The sequence below is a fragment of the Dactylosporangium sp. McL0621 genome (genome assembly GCF_049995355.1).
GTDB lineage: Bacteria > Actinomycetota > Actinomycetes > Mycobacteriales > Micromonosporaceae > Dactylosporangium.
Window position 1 is genome coordinate 889070 of record NZ_CP188259.1, and the last position, 17675, is coordinate 906744.

Consider the following 17675-nt stretch of genomic DNA (forward strand, 5'->3'; position numbering starts at 1 on the left):
GAGGCCGGTCGGGTGAGAAGGGTTGGCCAGCCCACCCGACCGGCGCTCGCGGCGCGCGCCGTGGTCCTGCCGCTCAGCGGTGCAGAGCGCGCGTCAGCTCAAGGGCGATGCCGTTGACGAACCGGCGCTCCGCCAGCTGGATCTCCACCCCGGCGAGCCGGATCCGCCCGCCCTGCCAGGCGGTCCGCCCCACGCTGGCGGCGATGTCCATCAGCCACTCCCCGTAGGCGAGGGCGACGTCGGGCCCGATCCGCTCGGCCAGCAGTCGTACGGCGTAGCCGCAGTCGGCGAGCACCGCGACCGGCTCGGCGGCGGTGTCGTCGATGTCGTTGTCGGTGAGCTGCTCGGCGAAGATGGCGGCCACCACCCCGCGGACGAGCAACGCCCGGGACCGCTGCCCCGCGGCGATGGCCTCGACGCCGGCGACGGCGTCCACGCGCTCGTCCCCGGCGCACGCCGCGACGAGCACGGCACGGGGCAGCCGGACGAGCAGGTCCCACTCCGGCCGCCGCAGCGGCAGGTCGACCCCCACGGCCGGACGGCCGGACGGGCCGGATGCGGGCTTGCTCGGCATGGCAACCTCCCACCGCCGAGCGTATGCCGAAACACCCGCCGGCAGCGCCGCTTTGCCCGGGCAAAACGGTTGCGCGCGGCCGCCGTCCGGCGCCCAAACTGGACCCTCGCGCCGATAGGGGAGGACCGTGCCGTGCAGATCTGGACCGAGGAGCCGCTGGCGGGTGGGGCGGGCGCGGCGACCGGCGCGGTGACGCGCCTGACCGGGCGGGTCCGCGGGCGTCCGGTCGCCCTGATCCGCAAGGAGTTCCGCCCGGTGACGACCGGCCGCCACGCGGCGGCGGCGCAGGACCTGCGGCACTGGGCGTACTGGCGGCGGGAGGCCCTCGCGTACGCGTCCGGGCTGCTGCCGGCCGGCCCCGGGCTCCGGGCCCCGCGCTGCTACGGCATCGCGGGCGACGTGGTGTACCTCGAGGACGCCGGGGCCGCCCCGGAGTCCGCGGCGGTCGCGGCCCGCCGGCTCGCGCGGTGGCAGTCGGCCGCGCCGGTGCCGGACCGGCCGTGGCTGGCCGGCGACCAGCTGGTCCAGCGCCTGGCGGTCACCGACCTCGACTGGCGGGCGGTCCGCGCGGACCCGCGGCTGGCCGCGCTCTGGGCCCGCCGCGGGGAGCTGCTCGCCGTCCGGGCGGCCGTGCCGCGGGTGCTCAGCCACGGCGACTTCCACCTCGGCCAGCTCCGGGCCGTCGGGGACACGACGGTGGTGCTCGACTGGGCGACCCTGGGCCTCGGCCCGGTCGGCGCCGACCTGGCCCAGCTGGCGCTGAGCACGCTGCGCGACCCGGTGCCGGACTACCTGTCCGGGAGCCGGTTCGCCCCGGCGGCGGTCCGCACCGGCTACGCCACGACGCTGGCCCTGACCGGCGCGAGCCGCGTGCACTGGATGCTGAGCGCGGGCGTCCCGGTGCCGGCCGGGTACCAGGAGTTCGTCGTCGCTCAGGTCTGCACCATGCAGCCCCAGCCGTCGTAGATGCCGTCGTGGTTCTCGACGATGCCGCGGACCTTCCACGTCATCTCGTGCAGCGCCGGGGGCTCGACCGCGTCGCGACGGATCGCCTGCAGGACGAAGTCGGCCTCGTCGCCGCGCTCCACAGTGACCGCGAAGCCGTCCTCGCGCAGCGCCTCGGCCGAGGACTCGGCGCGGTCCGGGTCGGGGAAGTACGCCAGGAACTCCACCGCCCGCGGCGCGCTCAGGCGGTCGCCGTGGGCCTCGAGCTCCTGCACGACCTGGTTGTCGTCCATGATGTTGCGCTGCCAGGCGTCGGGCGTCAGCTCGTCGCGGACCCGGGTCCAGCCCGGGTCGGAGGCGACGCCGGTCTTCGGGGCGATGCCGGCGATCGCGGGCAGCGGCGGCGGGGTGCTCTCGGCGGGCAGGTACCCGGTGATCCGCCCGGCGTTGTCCGACAGCACGCGGCCGACGAGGGCGCCGCCGGCGGAGCGGAGGATCTGGCGCACGGCCGCGTCGAGCTCGTGGATCGACGCCAGCTCCTCGGCGGCCGGCATGCCGCTGGCGCCGTCACCGGTATAGGTGAACTCGACGTCGAAGCGCTGCGGGAACCGGGCGACCGGAGCGGCCTCGACCGCGCCGAGGTCGATGTTGTACATCGCGAGCCGGCCGCCCACCTCGCCGGGGTAGACCGCCCAGCGCTCCTCCCACGCCGGTTCCCGCCCCAGCAGCTTGCGGAGCAACCCCACGCCGTCCTCCTTGACGTTGCCTGGTTCTACGACTTCGGCTCCGGGAAGCTCGGTGCCTCCGGGCCCGCGTGCGACTTCTTCGGCACCATCACCCGGCGCCGGAAGACGCAGACGAGAGTGCCGTCCTGCTTGTACCCCTTGGTCTCCACCGTCACGACGCCGCGGTCTTCCTTGGACGCCGACTCGCGCTTGTCCAGCACGACGGTCTCGCCGTAGATGGTGTCGCCGTGGAAGGTCGGCGCGGTGTGCCGCAGCGACTCGACCTCCAGGTTGGCGATGGCCTTGCCGGACACGTCGGCCACCGACATGCCCAGCAGGATCGAGTAGATGTAGTTGCCGACCACCACGTTGCGCTGGAACTGCGTCGACGTCTGCGCGTAGTGGGCGTCGAGGTGCAGGGGGTGGTGGTTCATGGTCAGCAGGCAGAACAGATGGTCGTCGGACTCGGTGACCGTCTTGCCCGGCCAGTGCCGGTAGACCGCGCCGACGTCGAACTCCTCGAAGTACCGGCCGAACTGCATCGTCGCCCCCTCTTTCAGGTGTCAGCGCAGCATGCCGGGCCGGATCGGGCACTCGAAAGAGGGACGCGGGCAAGTGTGACAAAACGCAGCAAGCGGCGGGGCTCATCGGCGCCCGCCGCCCACGCTTCGTGGTGGATATCTTGGTACCGCAACCGGCCCGTTCGCAACGCTCCGTATAGAGACGCGCGTCACATTCTCGCGATATAGAGCGTGCTCGCTACGCATGGTGACGGAGATCGCACTACGGAGAGTTATCTGTTTGTCTTTGCGGTAAAGTCCGGTGCCGATGGAACGGTTGAACACCCGCGGGCGCGTGCTGCGGATCGTGGCGGCGCTGGTCTTCGGCGCCCTGACCCTGGCCGGCACCTTCTGGGGCGACGACACGGTGTTCCCGTTCGCGCCGTTCCGGATGTTCTCCACCGCCGACGACCCCAACGAGCCCGTGCTCGTGCTGCGGACCGACGGCATCGACACGACCGGCCGGAAGTTCGAGCTCAACGAGGACAACGCCGGGGTGCGGCGGGCCGAGATCGAGGCCCAGATCGATCGCTTCAAGGCCGACCCGGCGCTGCTGCACTCGGTGCAGGAGTCGTTCGCCGCGCGCAACCCGGGCCGGCCGCCGCTCGTCGAGGTGGACATCGTCGAGGTGCAGCACCACCTGCACAACGCCCAGCCGACGGGGGAGACCACCGAGGCGGTTCTGGCGAGGTACCGCCCATGACGCGCTGGCTCTTCGCACCCGTGCCCAAGGCGCGCGTCGCCGCCTTCCGCACCCTGGTGTACCTGTTCATCCCGCTCGACCTGGTCTTCTTCAGCGCCTGGATCCGGTCCCACGGCAACCTGCCGGGCAACCTGTACCAGCCGCTGGTCGTCGGCGACCTGCTGCACCTGCCGACGCCGACCCACCTACTCGTCAACGCGATCTACTGGGCGCTCATCCCGCTGTCGGTGCTCGCGGCGACCGGGCGCGCCCACCGCCTGCTCGGCTGGGCGGTGTTCGCGCTGTACTTCGAGTGGATGATCATCGCGATGAGCTACGGCAAGATCGACCACGACCGGTACGCGATCCTGGTCGCCCTCGCCGCGCTGCCCACCGCCGGCAAGGCCCGCCACGGCGACCGGACCCCGTCCGAGGCCGGCGGGTTCGCGCTGCGGGTCACCCAGATCGCGGTCATCGCGACGTACTTCCTCGCCTCCGTCGCGAAGCTGCGCTACGGCGGGCTGGAGTGGCTCACGGGCGCGACGCTGACCCGCTCGTTCATCCGCCGCGGCACGGTGCTGGCCCAGTGGCTGCTGAAGATCCCCGGGTTCACGACCGTCTCGCAGTTCGGCATCGTCGGCTTCGAGCTCTTCAGCCCGGTCGTGTTCTTCGTCCGGCCCAGGTGGCGCTACGCGATCGTGGCCGGCTTCTACCTGTTCCACCTGCTGACGTTCAGCCTGATCACGATCTCGTTCATCCCGCACCAGATCGCCATGGCGGGCTTCCTGCCGCTGGAGAAGGTCACCCCGATCGAATGGTTCCGCAGGTGGCGCGGCCGGGCCGCCGATTCCGAGCCGGCGGAGCCCGTCGGCGCGGCGTGACCCGCTACGCCGCGCCCGCGCCCGCGCCCGCGTGGGCGCGGCGTGACCTGCTACGCGGCGCCCGCGCGGGCGCGGTGTGACCTGCTGCGCCGCGGGCGCGGTGTGACCTGCTGCGCCGCGGGCGCGGTGTGACCTGCTGCGCCGCGGGCGCGGTGTGACCTGCTGCGCCGCGGGCGCGGTGTGACCTGCTGCGCCGCGGGCGCGGTGTGACCTGCTGCGCCGCGGGCGCGGTGTGACCTGCTGCGCCGCGGGCGCGGTGTGACCTGCTGCGCCGCGGGCGCGGTGTGACCTGCTGCGCCGCGGGCGCGGTGTGACCGCTACGCCCGCGCCCGCGCGGGATGGTCCGGCGGGAGGGCGCAGGCCGCGGTGCCGCCGGGCATGCGGTGGCGGTTGCGGGCGACCCAGCGGTACACCGGCCAGGCCAGCGCGGTGACCGGGCGCAGGCCCAGGACCGCACCGGCCGCGCGCCAGAGCGGGCCCGCGCCCTTGAGCAGGTCGGCGATGGCGGCCGGGCCGGCGCTCGTCCGGCCGGGGGCCACGTAGCAGACCGCCGAGCCCACCTGGTCCTCGGTCAGCCCCAGCGCGCCGAGGTCGGCGAACTGCCAGGCGACGACCTCGGCGGCGGGCCTGATGCGCCGCTCGATGAAGCGGGCGCATGATGAACAAAAGGCACAGTCACCGTCGAAGACGAAGACCGGACGTTCGATTGCCGCCACGTGACCATCGTCCCGCAGACAGGTTGGGAATGCCCGTAAGGGGTAGCTGGTTATGACGGTGCATACCTTGAGGACGCCCTGAGGGATCGGAGCAGACAAGCATGGCAACCGTAGAGCTGACCGCGGAGAACTTCGCCGAGAAGATCGGTGGGGAGGGCATCACCCTCGTCGACTTCTGGGCATCCTGGTGCGGGCCGTGCCGGACGTTCGCGCCGGTCTACGAGCGCGTGTCCGAGCTCAACCCCGACATCACCTTCGGCAAGGTCGACACCGAGGCCGAGCAGGTGCTCGCCGCCGAGTTCAACATCCGCTCGATCCCGACCCTGATGATCGTGCGCGACGGCGTGGCGCTCTACTCCGAGCCCGGCGCCCTGCCCCAGCAGGCCCTCGAGTCGCTGATCCAGCAGGCCCGCGAGCTCGACATGGAAGAGGTCAAGTCCAAGGTCGCCGAGGCCAAGGCGGCCGAGGAGCCGGTCGACGAGGCCGTCGAGGAGCCCGTTGAGGACCCCTCCGTCACCAAGGCCTGACCCACGGTAGTACCCCGCCGCGCCTCCTTGCGTCCCCTTAGAACGCGTGTTCGAATGAACCCGTGCGATGGGACAACCTCAAGGCGACCGGCGGTCCTGGCACCGGTGACCCCGGGCGGCCGCGAGCGCTACCGCTCGCCCTGCCCGGGGCCGTCGTCCGGACCTTCGACACGCCCGAGTTCCGCGGCGTCACGTTCTACGAGGTCCAGGCCAAGTCGCTGATCAACAAGGTGCCGGGCGCATCGCGGGTCCCCTTCCAGTGGACCCTCAACCCCTATCGCGGCTGCTCGCACGCCTGCGTGTACTGCCTGACCGGCGACACCGCGATCCTCATGGCCGACGGCACCACCCGGCCCCTGGCGCGGCTGAAGGTCGGCGACGAGATCGTCGGCACCGTGCGGGACGGGCGGCTGCGGCGCTACACCACGACCCGCGTGCTCGCGCACTGGCAGACCGTCAAGCCCGCGCACCGCGTCACCCTCGCCGACGGCACCGCGCTGGTGGCCTCGGGCGAGCACCGGTTCCTCACCGACCGCGGCTGGAAGCACGTGACCGGGGCCCGGCACGGGCGCAGCCGGCGGCCCCACCTCACCACCGCCAACCGGCTCGCCGGGTTCGGCGCGCTGCCGCCTGCCCCGCCGGTCGACGACGCCGGCTACCGGCGCGGTTACCTGTGCGGCTTCGTCAACGGCGACGGGCACGCCTCCCCGGTCCCGCCCGAGGTGCGGCGTCGCGCCGACGACTACGCGGCGGCCTGCGGGGGCCTGCACGCGCTCACCCGTGACGCGCGCGAGTTCGCCGGGGCCAGCGTGCGCGACGCGAGTGCCGTGCTCGACTGGCCGGAGGCGCCCGGGCCCGCGTGGCGGCTCGGTTTCGTGGCCGGGCTCTACGACGCGACCGGCTCCCTCGCCGGGGGCCTGCCCCGCTTCGACGTGGTCGACAAGGTCGTGGCCGACTGGCTGGTCGAGTGCCTGGAGCGCTGCGGATTCGCCGTCTGCGCAGGTGATCCGTTCGAGGGCGTCCGCGTGCTCGGCGGTCCCCGCGAGCGGGTCCGCTTCGGCCTGCGCTTCGGCCCGGCCCGGGCCACCGGCGTCCCGGCCGGCGAGCAGGTGCGCGGCGACGAGTCCCTGCGCGTCGCGGCGGTCGAGCCGCTGGGCGTCGACCTGCCGATGTACGACATCACGACCGGCACCGGCGACTTCATCGCCAACGGGGTCGTGAGCCACAACTGCTTCGCCCGGCACACCCACACATACCTCGACCTCGACGCCGGCCACGACTTCGACACCCAGATCGTGGTGAAGGTCAACGCCGGCGAGGTGCTGCGCCGCGAGCTGTCCGCGCGCACCTGGACCGGCGGCCACCTCGCCATGGGCACCAACGTCGACTGCTACCAGCGGGCCGAGGGGCGCTACCGCCTCATGCGGGAGATCCTCGCCGCCCTGCGCGACCACGCCAACCCGTTCTCGATCCTCACCAAGGGCACGCTGATCACCCGCGACCTCGACCTGCTGCGGGAGGCCGCCTCGGTCACGTCGGTGAGCCTGTCCATGTCGGTCGGCTTCATCGACGAGACCTACTGGCGCGCGGTCGAGCCGGGCACCCCGAGCCCGCGCCGCCGCCTCGACGCCATCCGCCGGTTGAGCGACAACGGCTTCGAGGTGGGCGTGCTCATGGCCCCGATCCTGCCCGGGCTGACCGACACCCCGGAGTCGATCGACGCGACGGTCGCGGCCCTGTCGGCGGCGGGCGCGGCGAGCATCGTGCCGCTGGCCCTGCACCTGCGGCCGGGCGCCCGGGAGTGGTACCGCGCCTGGCTGCTGCGCGAGCACCCGGAGCTGGGGCCGCGCTACCGGGAGCTGTACGGGAACGGGTCGTACGCGCCGCAGTCCTACCAGCGCGAGATCTCGGCCCGGGTCCGGCTGGCGGCCCGCCGCCACGGGATGCGCACGGGCGGCACGGGCACGACCCGGATGGGCGGGCCCGAGGAAGGCCCGGCCGAGCAGAAGCCGGAGCCCGCGCAGAAGCCGAAGCCCGCGCAGAAGCGGGAGCCCGCGCAGAATCCGAAGCCCGCGCAGAAGCCGGAGCCCGAGCAGCTCACCCTGCTGTAGGACTCAGGGGGAAGGCGAGGGCGAAGCACGCCTCGACGAGGGCGTTGAGGTCCTCGTGGGGGTCGGCGGCCCAGCGCGTCAGCGCCGTGTCGAAGGCCGCGAACGCCACCGCCACCAGGACCGCCGGCTCCAGGTCGGTCGCCGGGTCGGTGCGCATGCGCCGGGCCAGCTCCTCGGCCAGGGTCTGCTTCCAGGCGGTCTGGCGCTCCAGGTAGCGCCCCAGCAGGGCCGGCGTCTCCATGGTCACGCGGGTCAGCCGGCCGGCCTTCTCCGGGTGCTCCCAGAACTTGTCGGTGAAGACGCGCAGGGCCTGGCGGACCGCCTCGGCCGGGGGCTCCGCCGGCGGGCGGGCCTGCAGGGCCGCGCTCAGCCGGCGGCCCAGGTCGCTCAGGAACTCGATGATGACGTCTTCCTTGGACTGGAAGTACCGGAAGAACGTCCGCCGCGACACGCCCGCCGCCGCGGCCATCTGGTCGATCGTCGTCTCGTCGAAGCCCTGGAAGGCGACGAGCTTCAAGGCGGCCTCGGCCAGCTCGTCCCGGACGAGCTGGCGTTTGCGTTCCACGAGGCTCACCCGGTCATCTTACGTCCCGGACGGCGATTTTGGCATGCGGGGCCCTAGTTGACACTGAGTGCCAGGCGCGGCATCCTGGGACTCATGCGGTGGACTGAAGAGCAGGTGCCGGCGTTGACCGGTAAGACGTTTCTGGTGACCGGGGCCAACAGCGGGCTCGGGTTCGAGACCACCAGGGCGCTCGCGGGCAAGGGCGCCCACGTGATCATGGCGGTGCGCAACCTCGCCAAGGGGGAGGCGGCCCGGGCGCGGATCGAGGGCAGCACCGAGATCCGGCAGCTCGACCTCGCCGACCTCGACAGCGTGCGGGCGCTCGCCAGGGCGCTGCACGACGAAGGCCGGACGATCGACGTGCTCGTCAACAACGCGGGCGTGATGATGCCCCCGCGCGCGCTCAGCGCGCAGGGCCACGAGCTGCAGTTCGCGGCCAACCACCTCGGGCACTTCGCGCTCACGCTGCTCGTGCTCGACCTCGTGACCGAGCGCGTGGTGACGGTCAGCTCCGGCCTGCACCGCGGCGGGCGCATCCACTATGAGGACCTCGACGGCGCGAAGCAGTACAACCGCCAGGCCTTTTACAGCCAGTCCAAGTTCGCCAACGTGCTCTTCGGGCTCGAGCTGCACCGGCGGCTGCGCGCGGCCGGGGACCCGCGGCGCAGCCTGCTCGCGCACCCGGGCTACTCGGCGACGAACCTCCAGCTCAGCGGCCCGACCGGGGCGCTGCGCACCTTCATGCGCATGGGCAACGCGATGCTCGCGATGCCGGCCGCACAGGGCGCGCTGAACATCCTCTACGCCGCGACCGAGCCCGGCGCCGGGAGCGGGCAGTTCATCGGGCCCGACGGGCTGCGGGAGCTCCGCGGGTGGCCCTCTGTCGTGCCGCCCGATCCGAAGGCGACCGACGAGGCCGACGCCGCCCGGCTCTGGACCCTGTCGGAGCAGCTCGCGGATGTGCAACTTTCAGGTGCTGACCTGCGCCGATAGCGGCAATTGGCAGTCTTCCTTTCCGAAGGGCGGGTGGGGGCGGGTTCAATCCGACCAGCCATCGCAGGGAGGGAAGTCGATGCGTAACCGGAAACTGATGAGCGCGCTGGCGGCCGTGGGCATGGCCGCGGCCGCCGCGCTCGGGGTCGCCATACAACAGCCGTCGGCCCACGCGGCGTCCGCGTACAACTACGCCGAGGCGCTGCAGAAGTCGATCTGGTTCTACGAGGCCCAGCAGTCGGGGCCGAAACCCGCGTGGAACCGCGTGAACTGGCGCGGCGACTCCGCGCTGAACGACGGCTCCGACGCCGGGCTCAACCTCACCGGCGGCTGGTTCGACGCCGGCGACCACGTGAAGTTCGGCTTCCCGATGGCCTTCTCGACCACGATGCTGGCCTGGGGCGCCGTCGAGTACCGCGACGCCTACGTCCGCTCCGGCCAGCTGACCAACCTGGTCAACAACCTCAAGTTCGTCAACGACTACTTCATCAAGGCGCACCCGAGCGCCAACGTCCTCTATGGACAGATCGGCAGCGGCAACCCCGACCACGCCTGGTGGGGCCCGGCCGAGGTGATGCCGATGGCGCGCCCGTCGTACAAGATCGACGCCACCTGCGGCGGCTCGGACCTGGCCGGCGAGACCGCCGCCGCGATGGCCGCCTCCTCGATCGTGCTGCGCCCGACCGACCCCGCCTACGCGGACACCCTGGTCGCGCACGCGAAGCAGCTGTACACGTTCGCCGACACGGTCCGCAAGAAGTACTCGGACTGCATCACCGACGCCGCGAGCTACTACAACTCGTGGAGCGGCTACAACGACGAGCTCGTGTGGGGCGCGATCTGGCTGTACCGGGCCACGAACGACAGCAGCTACCTCGCCAAGGCCGAGAGCGGCTACGACAACCTCAGCAACGAGAACCAGACCACCACGAAGTCGTACCGCTGGACGATCGCCTGGGACGACAAGTCGTACGGCTGCTACGTGCTGCTGGCCAAGCTGACCGGCAAGCAGAAGTACGTCGACGACGCCAACCGCTGGCTGGACTACTGGACCGTGGGCGTCAACGGCGCGAAGGTGCCGACGTCGCCCGGCGGGGAGGCGGTCCTCGACAGCTGGGGGTCGCTGCGGTATGCCGCGAACACCTCCTTCGTCGCGTTCGTCTACAGCGACTACCTCACGGACGCGACCCGCAAGGCGCGGTACCACGACTTCGGCGTCCGCCAGATCAACTACATCCTCGGCGACAACCCGCGGAACTCGAGCTACATGATCGGTTTCGGGGCCAACCCGCCGAAGAACCCGCACCACCGCACCGCGCACGGCTCGTGGTCCGACAACATCAACGAGCCCGCGCAGTCGCGCCACACGCTCTACGGCGCCCTGGTCGGCGGCCCGACGTCGGCGAACGACGCCTACACCGACAGCCGCAACGACTACACGATGAACGAGGTCGCCACCGACTACAACGCCGGGTTCACCAGCGCCCTGGCCCGCATGTACGGCGAGTACGGCGGCACCGCGCTGACGAACTTCCCGGTCGCGGAGACCCCAGACGGGCCCGAGATGTACATCGAGTCCTCCATCAACACCCCCGGCACGACCTTCACCGAGGTCAAGGCCCTGGTCTACAACAAGTCGGCGTGGCCGGCCCGGGCCCTGACCCAGGGCTCCTTCCGCTACTACTTCACCCTCGACGGCGCGACCACGCCGAGCCAGATCTCGCTCTCGAGCGCCTACAACCAGTGCTCCGCGCCGACCGGCCCGACGCTGGTCAGCGGCAGCACGTACTACGTGACCGTGAGCTGCGCCGGGCAGAACATCGCCCCGGCCGGGCAGTCCGCGTGGCGGCGCGAGGTGCAGTTCCGCATCACCTCGGCCGGCTCCTGGGACCCGTCCAACGACTGGTCGCTGCCGGCGGGCGCCACCCAGGCCGCGAACAGCCACATGACGCTGTTCGACGGGGCCACCAAGGTCTGGGGCGACGCGCCGGGCACGGGTCCGGCCGACACCACGGCGCCGAGCGCGCCCGGCAAGCCGGCGTTCACGGGCGTCACCGCGACCGGGGCCACCGCGACCTGGGCCGCGTCCACGGACAACGTGGGGGTGACGAGCTACCGCGTGTACAACGGCAGCACTCTGGTGGGGACCAGTGCGACGACGTCGCTGGCGATCACCGGGCTGACCCCGTCGACCGCGTACTCGTTCACCGTCGTCGCGCTCGACGCGGCCGGCAACGCCTCGGCCGCCTCGCCGGCCGGGACGGTCACGACGGGGGCCCAGACCGGAGACGTGACCCCGCCGAGCAAGCCGGGCACGCCGGTGGCCTCCGGGATCACCGCGTCGGGGGTGACGCTCACCTGGGCCGCCTCGACGGACGCGGTCGGCGTCACCGGGTACGACGTGCTGCGTCTCGGCGGCACGGCCGGCCCGGTGGTGGTGGCCACGGCGACGGGGACCACCGCGAGCGTCACCGGGCTCACCGCGAACACCGCGTACCAGTTCGCGGTGCGGGCCAAGGACGCGGCCGGGAACCTCTCGACGACCTCCGACCCGGTGTCGGTGACCACGACGGGCGGCTCGACGGGCAAGACCTGCTCGGCCACGTACAAGGTCACCAACCAGTGGGGCGACGGCTTCAACGGCGAGGTGACGGTGACGAACACCGGCACCACGGCGCTGGCCGGCTGGACCGTCTCGTTCACGTTCCCGGGCAACCAGAAGATCAGCAACGGCTGGTCGGCGGTCTGGAGCCAGTCGGGCGCCGCGGTGACGGCGGCCAACGCCGACTGGAACGGCACCCTCGCCCCGTCGGCCTCGGTCGCGCCGGGCTTCGGGGCGAGCTACTCGGGGACGAACGCGGCCCCGGCCACGCTCACGTGCACCGCACGCTGAGCCGGTAGATCACGATGTCGCCGGCGGACCAGGCGTACGTAGCCTGGTCCGCCAGGCGCGGGGACTCCCGGCCCTGCGCGCGGTCGACGAGGATCCAGCGCACCCGCTGATCCCGCAGCCAGCGCAGCCGGTCGGGGGTCGGCTCGTAGATCGCCAGGTCGTTGGCGGCGAGCCGGCCCGGGTCCCAGTACTGCAGGGCCGGCCCCACGCCGCGGCGGGCGGCCTGGATCGCGTTCGACTCGGGGGAGTAGCCCCAGCTGCCGAGGAGCACCCGGCGCTCGGAGTACGCCGAGATCCAGTAGGCCAGGCTCTGCCGGGCCTGCTCACCGGAGCCGACGCGGTGCACGTTGGTGGCGACGTACTCGTCCGGGGAGCTGTGCGCGCGCAGCCAGCGGGCGCCGGCGGCCTGGTCGGGGGTGACGCGCACGTGGTAGGCGGTGCCGAGTTTGGCGTGGTGCACGGCGTCGTAGGGCAGCCCGGCGCCGCCCGCGAACAGCACGACGGTGAGCGCCGCGGCCCGGCTGCGGGTGGCCGCCGCGACGGCGAGCACCAGCGCCGCGAAGACGTAGACGGGGAGGACCGCGTCCCAGGAGTGGTGCACGTGCGACAGGGCCGAGGCGAACAGCACGGAGCGGCTCGACCAGGAGTAGTACGCGGTGATCGTGCCGAAGAACGCGGGCGCCCGGGCGGGCAGGACCGCCTCGCCCACGGTGTACATCAGCGCCGCCGCGACCGGCCCGGCCCAGGCCCGGCCGGTGACCCGCCAGGCCGCCACGGCCAGCAGCACGACCGCGAGCACGGCCAGCGCCGGCAGGTCGAGCCGGAACCACAGCACCGGCAGGTCGATCCCGGTCAGGCGGCCGGCCGCGGCCAGGTGCGCATAGGCGAACCAGTGGTAGGGCAGCGGCTGGTCGCCGAGCTCGGGCACGGCGAGCGGGAAGTGGTGGGCGAGGTTGCCGGTCACGGCCAGCAGGTTCAGCTGGTCGATCATGTACTCGGCCGGGCGGGTCGTCGGCACGGGCGGGTCGACGCGCAGGAAGGCCCAGGTCAGGTAGGCCACGAAGCCCAGCGCCACCGCGGTCACCGCCCACGACCAGCTTCGCGGGGGCCGGTGCGGGTACTCGGGCGTGCGCAGGTGGCGGCGCAGCAGGATGACCGTCAGGATCGGCCAGGCCCACAGGACCGGGCGGGCGGCCGTCTCGGCGATGAGGCCGATCGCGGTGCCGAACGCCAGATCCTCGACCAGGCTGTGGGGCGCCTTGCGCAGCGCGCGGTAGATGAGCGTGCCCGGGAGCGTGATCGCTGTAGCGACATATCCGTGATACACGGCGATTTCGGAAATGTCGGTTTTAAGGGTTATCAGTACCGCGGTCAGGGCGGCGGCTACGGTGAGCGCCGGGAGCCAGCGGGTCACTCCGGGTTGAACGCCGTGGAGGGCCTCTCAGTTGCGGCTTCCGTTCCGCCTTTGCTCGCGGCCCCCGTTGCGGCTTCTGTTGCGCCTTTGGTCGCGGCCTCCGTTGCGGCTTCTGTTGCGGCTTCAGCTGCGGCTTCTGTTGCGCCTTTGGTCGCGGCCTCCGTTGCGGCTTCTGTTGCGGCTTTGGCTGCGGCTTCAGTTGCGGCGGCCCAGCCGCTGCATCGCGCGTTTGCGGGCCGGCGACTCGATCCACTCGATCGGCACCGAGCGCAGCAGGCGGCCCATGACCCGGGCGTTCATCGAGGTCACGAGGTCGGTGGCGGGCAGGCCGGGCAGCCCGTAGAGCCGGCGGGCCCAGGTCGGCAGCAGCCCGATCGCCAGCGCCGAGACGCCGAACTGAGCGCCCCGGACGGGGGTGAGGCCCAGCCCGTACGGCAGCGGCGGCACGGTCAGGAAGATCCCGGTCGCGGCCGAGTCCGCGGTGAGCTCGAGGCTCGGGCGCATCCGCTCGTAGTAGGCCTCGACGGCGGCCACCGAGTCGGGGACCGTCGCCGGGTCGAGGCCGACCAGCGCGGCGGTGCGGGTCTGCTCCCGGAAGTACTCGTCGGCCTCCTGCGGGGTGAGCCGCAGCCCGCCGCGTACGACCGCGGTCAGGAACGACTCGACCTCGGTGACGTGTACCCACCGCAGCAGCTCGGGCTCGTCGACGCGGAAGCGCTCACCGGTGCGCCGGTCGACCGCGGTCATCCGGGCGTGCAGGGCGCGGACCCGCTTGCCGGCGCGCTCGGCCTCCTCGGTGGTGCCATAGATCACAGTGGTCACGTAGGTCGAGGTGCGTGCGAGGCGGCCCCAGGGGTCCTGGCGGTACCGGCTGTTCTGCTCCACCCCGGCGACGGCGCGCGGGTGCAGGGCCTGCAGGTAGAGGCTGCGCAGCCCGCCGACGGTGACCATCGGCTCGCGGTGCACGCGCCACGTGACGGAGTCCGGGCCGAAGAGGCCCTGATCATCGCTCACTGGGCTGTTTCTTCCGCCCGCCGACGTTGGCACGCCGGGCAGAGGCCCCAGAACGTGACCTCGGCCTCGTCCAGGACGAAGCCGTGGGCCTGGGACGGGGTCAGGCAGGGCGCCTCGCCCACCGCGCAGTCCACGTCGGCGATCTCCCCGCAGCCGCGGCACACGACGTGGTGGTGGTTGTCGCCGACCCGCGCCTCGTACCTCGCCGGGCTCCCGGCGGGCTCGATGCGGCGGGCCAGGCCGGCCCGGGAGAGCGCGCTGAGCACGTCGTACACCGCCTGGGTCGAGACCGTGTCGAGGCGCTGGCGCACTCGGACCGCGATCTGCTCAACGTCGAGATGGCCGCGGGACTGCTCGAGGACCTCCAGCACGGCCAGCCGGGGTCGCGTCACTCGCAGACCCCGGGCGCGCAGCAGATCTTCACCCGACACCATTCCATGAGACCACGCAGCCTGGAACCGTTCAAATGTTTCCGGGCTTCTAAGGTCCAACGGTGCTCAGTTGTCGCCTAGGGCGTCGTCATTGAACCTAGGATCTCCCGCACGGGTACCCCCCGAGGGGGAGGATCCGTAACTGGAACGAGGAGGCTTCGTGTTCGATCGTGTCACTGGTATCCCGGCCCATCCGCTGTTCATCCACGCGGCGGTCGTGCTGGTGCCCCTGCTGGCGCTGGTCGCCGTCCTCTACGGGGTATGGCCGGCCAGCCGTCGGCACATCCGCTGGCCGCTCGTGGCGTTCGCGATCGCCGCGCCGATCTCCGTGTTCTTCGCCAAGGAGTCCGGCGAGTCGTTCAGCGCCAACCGGGCGTTCCAGTCGCCGCAGCTCAAGGCGGCGATCACGGAGCACGAGGGCTACGCCGACAATTTGTTCTGGGTGATCCTGGGCCTCGCGGTGGTGGCCCTGGTGATGGCGTTCATGATCCCCGCGAGCCGCGAAGGTACCGCGCGGATCAAGGCCCCGGCCGTGGCGCACTACGTCGTCGCGGGCCTGTCGGTGATCCTGGCCGCCGCGGCGGCGTTCTACGTGTACAAGACCGGCGACAGCGGCGCGCACATGGTGTGGGAAGGCTTCTAGGGGCTGTATCGAAGTGGGGGCCGGAGCGAGGCGAGGCTCAGGCGTCGGCTGGGGCCGCACCGGGCGCGCCCCGATACCGGGGTTGTATCGGGGTGTGACCGGGGTGGTTCCCGGCGGCGTCTGAGTCCGCCGCAGCCCGGCCATCCACTTCGACACAGCCCCTAGGGCCGGCGCGCCTCCACCTGCTGCAGCCGGCCTCCTGGCGGTTCACAGCAGGTGGAGGCGTTCCCGCTCGCCCTGGGGGTTGACCATCGTGATGCTGCCGCCGCCCTCGTCGGCGAGCCCGCGCACCAGGTCGTAGACCAGCAGGGCGCGGTTGATCGTGTCCGTCTTGGAGTCGCCGGTCGCCTCGCAGCTGCGGGTGAGCGCCCCGAACGCCTTCGGCGTGAGGTTGACGGTGATGCGCACGAGCCCGCCGCCGTCGCCCGCGGGCGTGTCCGGCTCCGTCCCGGCTCTGCGCTTCCGAGTTCCCGGCGTGACTCCGCCAGTTGCGTCGATAACGCGCTCCGCTGCTGCCACGGACCCTCCTCGAGGTCGGCCCGATGCAGTGGTCATCATGACGATTCGCGGACAACTGCTGCATCGATGGCGCTTGCGAGGCTTCGACTGTACCCCGGTTGCGCCCTCATCTGCACCTGCGGATGCATATGAAATGCATATGCGACACTCCTGCGGCCCGCCTGCGGACGCTGGATCGCTCACGGTAGGGTGGCGTTCCGGAGGGCCACGATCTGTCACCTGACAAGATCGAGGGCCGGAGGTCAGGCGATCAGGCCGAGGGGGGTTCATGACGCGATCGCATCGGCTGGGAGCGGTCTGCGCATGGACGGCCCCGGCGCTCGTCGCGGCCGGACACTCGTAGCGGCCGCCCCGTCCGCGGCCGGAGCGTCCCTCGGGGGCGGGCGCCGCCGAGGTGCGGGGTGCTGCCGCCGACCAGACGCGATCTTCCTCGAGGAGAGCTTTATGCCGCGGAGCCAGGGCGCCGCCGTCAGCCGCCGCCGCCTGCGATCGTTGCTGCGCAAGATCCGCATGGATCGGGACATGACGCAGAAGGAGATAGCCGATGCGCTCGAATGGTCATCCACCAAGGTGATGCGTATCGAAATGGGCAAGGTGAGCATTAATGTCACCGATTTGCGCGCCATACTGACCGGCTATGGCGTCACCGATCCAGCCGAGGTGGAATCGATGCTCAATCTGGCTCGCGCCGCCAGCCGTGGCGCCGACACCATCAGCGGCCGCTACCGCAACGTTCTGTCAAAGGGGTTCGCCGAGTTCCTCGAGAACGAGGAGGCGGCCCGCGTCATCCGCCAGCACGAGCCGACGCTGATCCCCGGCCCCCTGCAGACGCGCGAATACGCGACCGAAATCATGCGCCTCACGGCCGAGGACCTGCTTCCCGAGGAGATTCGCGAGCAGCGCATCAACGCCCGCCTCGAACGCAAGGCGATGCTGATCGACGAGGACGGCCCGCAGGCGTTCTTCATCATCGACGAGGCGGTCCTGCACCGCCCGATGGGCAACGGGGCCGACCCCTCGCTCATGGTCGAGCAGGCCGAGCACCTGCGGGAGATGGCGGCGTATCCGAACATCACGATCCAGGTCATGCCGTTCAGCGCCGGCTTCTATCCGGCGCTGCGGTCGGCGTTCGTGCTCCTGGAATTCGAGGACCCTCTGGACAACGGCCTGCTGTACATGGAATCCATCAACGACCAGCTGATCGTCCGGGACGACTTCGACGTGATCGCCCGATACGTGGACCGGTTCCAGGACATGGAAAACCGCGCCAGCCGGCCGCAGGACATCGGCTCGGTCATCGATGCGGCGACGCAGCGCCTAAAGGCCGTCTGACCGCCGAAAAATACCCAGAACTGGTGATGCCAGCGGATGCCGACGGGCCGCATCCGCTGGTCGAGATTGCCGATCGCCAATATACTTCTGGGATGTTCGGCTAGCCCGACCGCCCGGGGCTCCGTGTGCCGACGACGGCGGACGGGGTTG

The 17675-nt window shown here is 71.7% G+C and carries 18 protein-coding genes; 9 read left to right on the forward strand and 9 right to left on the reverse strand.

Annotated elements, in window-relative coordinates; translation table 11 throughout:
* Positions 1-73 precede the first annotated feature (73 nt).
* Positions 74-574: a hypothetical protein gene (locus ACPPVO_RS04160; RefSeq protein WP_426509956.1), complete on the reverse strand. Its 501-nt coding sequence runs from the start codon at positions 572-574 to the stop codon at positions 74-76.
* Between the two features lie 132 nt (positions 575-706).
* Between ACPPVO_RS04160 and ACPPVO_RS04165 the strand changes: the two genes are divergently transcribed.
* Positions 707-1540: a phosphotransferase gene (locus tag ACPPVO_RS04165; RefSeq protein WP_426509957.1), complete on the forward strand. Its 834-nt coding sequence runs from the start codon at positions 707-709 to the stop codon at positions 1538-1540.
* Here ACPPVO_RS04165 and ACPPVO_RS04170 read toward each other — a convergent pair.
* The gene (locus ACPPVO_RS04170) at positions 1507-2265 is read right to left on the reverse strand and encodes a DUF695 domain-containing protein (RefSeq protein ID WP_426509958.1); all 759 of its coding nucleotides are present in this window, start codon (positions 2263-2265) and stop codon (positions 1507-1509) included. The genes ACPPVO_RS04165 and ACPPVO_RS04170 overlap by 34 nt on opposite strands.
* Before the next feature lie 26 nt (positions 2266-2291).
* Positions 2292-2786, reverse strand: a complete 495-nt coding sequence (locus ACPPVO_RS04175) for a MaoC family dehydratase (protein ID WP_360386172.1) — start codon at positions 2784-2786, stop codon at positions 2292-2294.
* 286 nt (positions 2787-3072) lie between these two features.
* Here ACPPVO_RS04175 and ACPPVO_RS04180 point away from each other — a divergent pair, with 286 nt between their 5' ends.
* The gene (locus ACPPVO_RS04180) at positions 3073-3507 is read left to right on the forward strand and encodes a hypothetical protein (protein WP_426509959.1); all 435 of its coding nucleotides are present in this window, start codon (positions 3073-3075) and stop codon (positions 3505-3507) included.
* Complete coding sequence (locus tag ACPPVO_RS04185; RefSeq protein WP_426509960.1) at positions 3504-4367, forward strand: MFS transporter permease; 864 nt, start codon at positions 3504-3506, stop codon at positions 4365-4367. The genes ACPPVO_RS04180 and ACPPVO_RS04185 overlap by 4 nt, the downstream gene beginning before the upstream one ends.
* A 317-nt stretch (positions 4368-4684) precedes the next feature.
* On the opposite strand, the gene ACPPVO_RS04190 is transcribed toward ACPPVO_RS04185, so the two are convergent.
* The gene (locus ACPPVO_RS04190; RefSeq protein ID WP_426509961.1) at positions 4685-5083 is read right to left on the reverse strand and encodes a thiol-disulfide oxidoreductase DCC family protein; all 399 of its coding nucleotides are present in this window, start codon (positions 5081-5083) and stop codon (positions 4685-4687) included.
* Between the two features lie 101 nt (positions 5084-5184).
* Here ACPPVO_RS04190 and trxA point away from each other — a divergent pair, with 101 nt between their 5' ends.
* Complete coding sequence (trxA, locus tag ACPPVO_RS04195) at positions 5185-5610, forward strand: thioredoxin (RefSeq protein ID WP_426509962.1); 426 nt, start codon at positions 5185-5187, stop codon at positions 5608-5610.
* A 62-nt stretch (positions 5611-5672) separates the two neighbouring features.
* Complete coding sequence (locus ACPPVO_RS04200; protein ID WP_426509963.1) at positions 5673-7721, forward strand: intein-containing Rv2578c family radical SAM protein; 2049 nt, start codon at positions 5673-5675, stop codon at positions 7719-7721.
* On the opposite strand, the gene ACPPVO_RS04205 is transcribed toward ACPPVO_RS04200, so the two are convergent.
* Entirely contained in the window at positions 7708-8295 is a 588-nt protein-coding gene (locus ACPPVO_RS04205) for a TetR family transcriptional regulator (protein WP_426509964.1), read from the reverse strand. The genes ACPPVO_RS04200 and ACPPVO_RS04205 overlap by 14 nt on opposite strands.
* An 84-nt stretch (positions 8296-8379) precedes the next feature.
* Between ACPPVO_RS04205 and ACPPVO_RS04210 the strand changes: the two genes are divergently transcribed.
* Together ACPPVO_RS04210 and ACPPVO_RS04215 are read left to right on the forward strand one after the other, a co-directional pair.
* Positions 8380-9279: an oxidoreductase gene (locus tag ACPPVO_RS04210; RefSeq protein WP_426509965.1), complete on the forward strand. Its 900-nt coding sequence runs from the start codon at positions 8380-8382 to the stop codon at positions 9277-9279.
* A 79-nt stretch (positions 9280-9358) separates the two neighbouring features.
* Complete coding sequence (locus ACPPVO_RS04215) at positions 9359-12172, forward strand: glycoside hydrolase family 9 protein (protein WP_426509966.1); 2814 nt, start codon at positions 9359-9361, stop codon at positions 12170-12172.
* Here the strand turns inward: ACPPVO_RS04215 and ACPPVO_RS04220 are convergent.
* The 3 genes from ACPPVO_RS04220 to ACPPVO_RS04230 all read right to left on the reverse strand — a co-directional run bounded on the left by ACPPVO_RS04220 (position 12153) and on the right by ACPPVO_RS04230 (position 15034).
* Positions 12153-13499 (reverse strand): hypothetical protein, encoded by a 1347-nt coding sequence (locus ACPPVO_RS04220; protein ID WP_426509967.1) that lies wholly within the window; start codon positions 13497-13499, stop codon positions 12153-12155. The genes ACPPVO_RS04215 and ACPPVO_RS04220 overlap by 20 nt on opposite strands.
* A 282-nt stretch (positions 13500-13781) precedes the next feature.
* Positions 13782-14600 carry an oxygenase MpaB family protein gene (locus ACPPVO_RS04225; protein WP_426509968.1) on the reverse strand — a complete coding sequence of 273 codons (819 nt, stop codon included), beginning with the start codon at positions 14598-14600 and terminating at the stop codon, positions 13782-13784.
* On the reverse strand, positions 14597-15034 hold the full coding sequence (locus tag ACPPVO_RS04230) for a Fur family transcriptional regulator (protein ID WP_426509969.1): 438 nt from the start codon (positions 15032-15034) through the stop codon (positions 14597-14599). The genes ACPPVO_RS04225 and ACPPVO_RS04230 overlap by 4 nt, the downstream gene beginning before the upstream one ends.
* 157 nt (positions 15035-15191) lie before the next feature.
* Here ACPPVO_RS04230 and ACPPVO_RS04235 point away from each other — a divergent pair, with 157 nt between their 5' ends.
* Positions 15192-15674 carry a DUF2231 domain-containing protein gene (locus ACPPVO_RS04235; protein WP_426509970.1) on the forward strand — a complete coding sequence of 161 codons (483 nt, stop codon included), beginning with the start codon at positions 15192-15194 and terminating at the stop codon, positions 15672-15674.
* A 207-nt stretch (positions 15675-15881) separates the two neighbouring features.
* Here ACPPVO_RS04235 and ACPPVO_RS04240 read toward each other — a convergent pair whose 3' ends face one another.
* Entirely contained in the window at positions 15882-16082 is a 201-nt protein-coding gene (locus ACPPVO_RS04240; protein ID WP_426509971.1) for a hypothetical protein, read from the reverse strand.
* A gap of 555 nt (positions 16083-16637) precedes the next feature.
* Here ACPPVO_RS04240 and ACPPVO_RS04245 point away from each other — a divergent pair.
* On the forward strand, positions 16638-17525 hold the full coding sequence (locus ACPPVO_RS04245; RefSeq protein ID WP_426509972.1) for a helix-turn-helix domain-containing protein: 888 nt from the start codon (positions 16638-16640) through the stop codon (positions 17523-17525).
* The last annotated feature ends 150 nt before the right edge of the window (positions 17526-17675 follow it).

Bases quoted from the DNA above. Each gene is read 5' to 3' on its own strand.
- ACPPVO_RS04160 (WP_426509956.1), bottom strand. From the start codon at position 574: ATGCCGAGCAAGCCCGCATCCGGCCCGTCCGGCCGTCCGGCCGTGGGG.
- ACPPVO_RS04245 (WP_426509972.1), top strand. From the start codon at position 16,638: ATGCCGCGGAGCCAGGGCGCCGCCGTCAGCCGCCGCCGCCTGCGATCG.
- ACPPVO_RS04215 (WP_426509966.1), top strand. From the start codon at position 9,359: ATGCGTAACCGGAAACTGATGAGCGCGCTGGCGGCCGTGGGCATGGCC.
- ACPPVO_RS04230 (WP_426509969.1), bottom strand. From the start codon at position 15,034: ATGGTGTCGGGTGAAGATCTGCTGCGCGCCCGGGGTCTGCGAGTGACG.
- ACPPVO_RS04180 (WP_426509959.1), top strand. From the start codon at position 3,073: ATGGAACGGTTGAACACCCGCGGGCGCGTGCTGCGGATCGTGGCGGCG.
- trxA (WP_426509962.1), top strand. From the start codon at position 5,185: ATGGCAACCGTAGAGCTGACCGCGGAGAACTTCGCCGAGAAGATCGGT.
- ACPPVO_RS04175 (WP_360386172.1), bottom strand. From the start codon at position 2,786: ATGCAGTTCGGCCGGTACTTCGAGGAGTTCGACGTCGGCGCGGTCTAC.
- ACPPVO_RS04185 (WP_426509960.1), top strand. From the start codon at position 3,504: ATGACGCGCTGGCTCTTCGCACCCGTGCCCAAGGCGCGCGTCGCCGCC.
- ACPPVO_RS04210 (WP_426509965.1), top strand. From the start codon at position 8,380: ATGCGGTGGACTGAAGAGCAGGTGCCGGCGTTGACCGGTAAGACGTTT.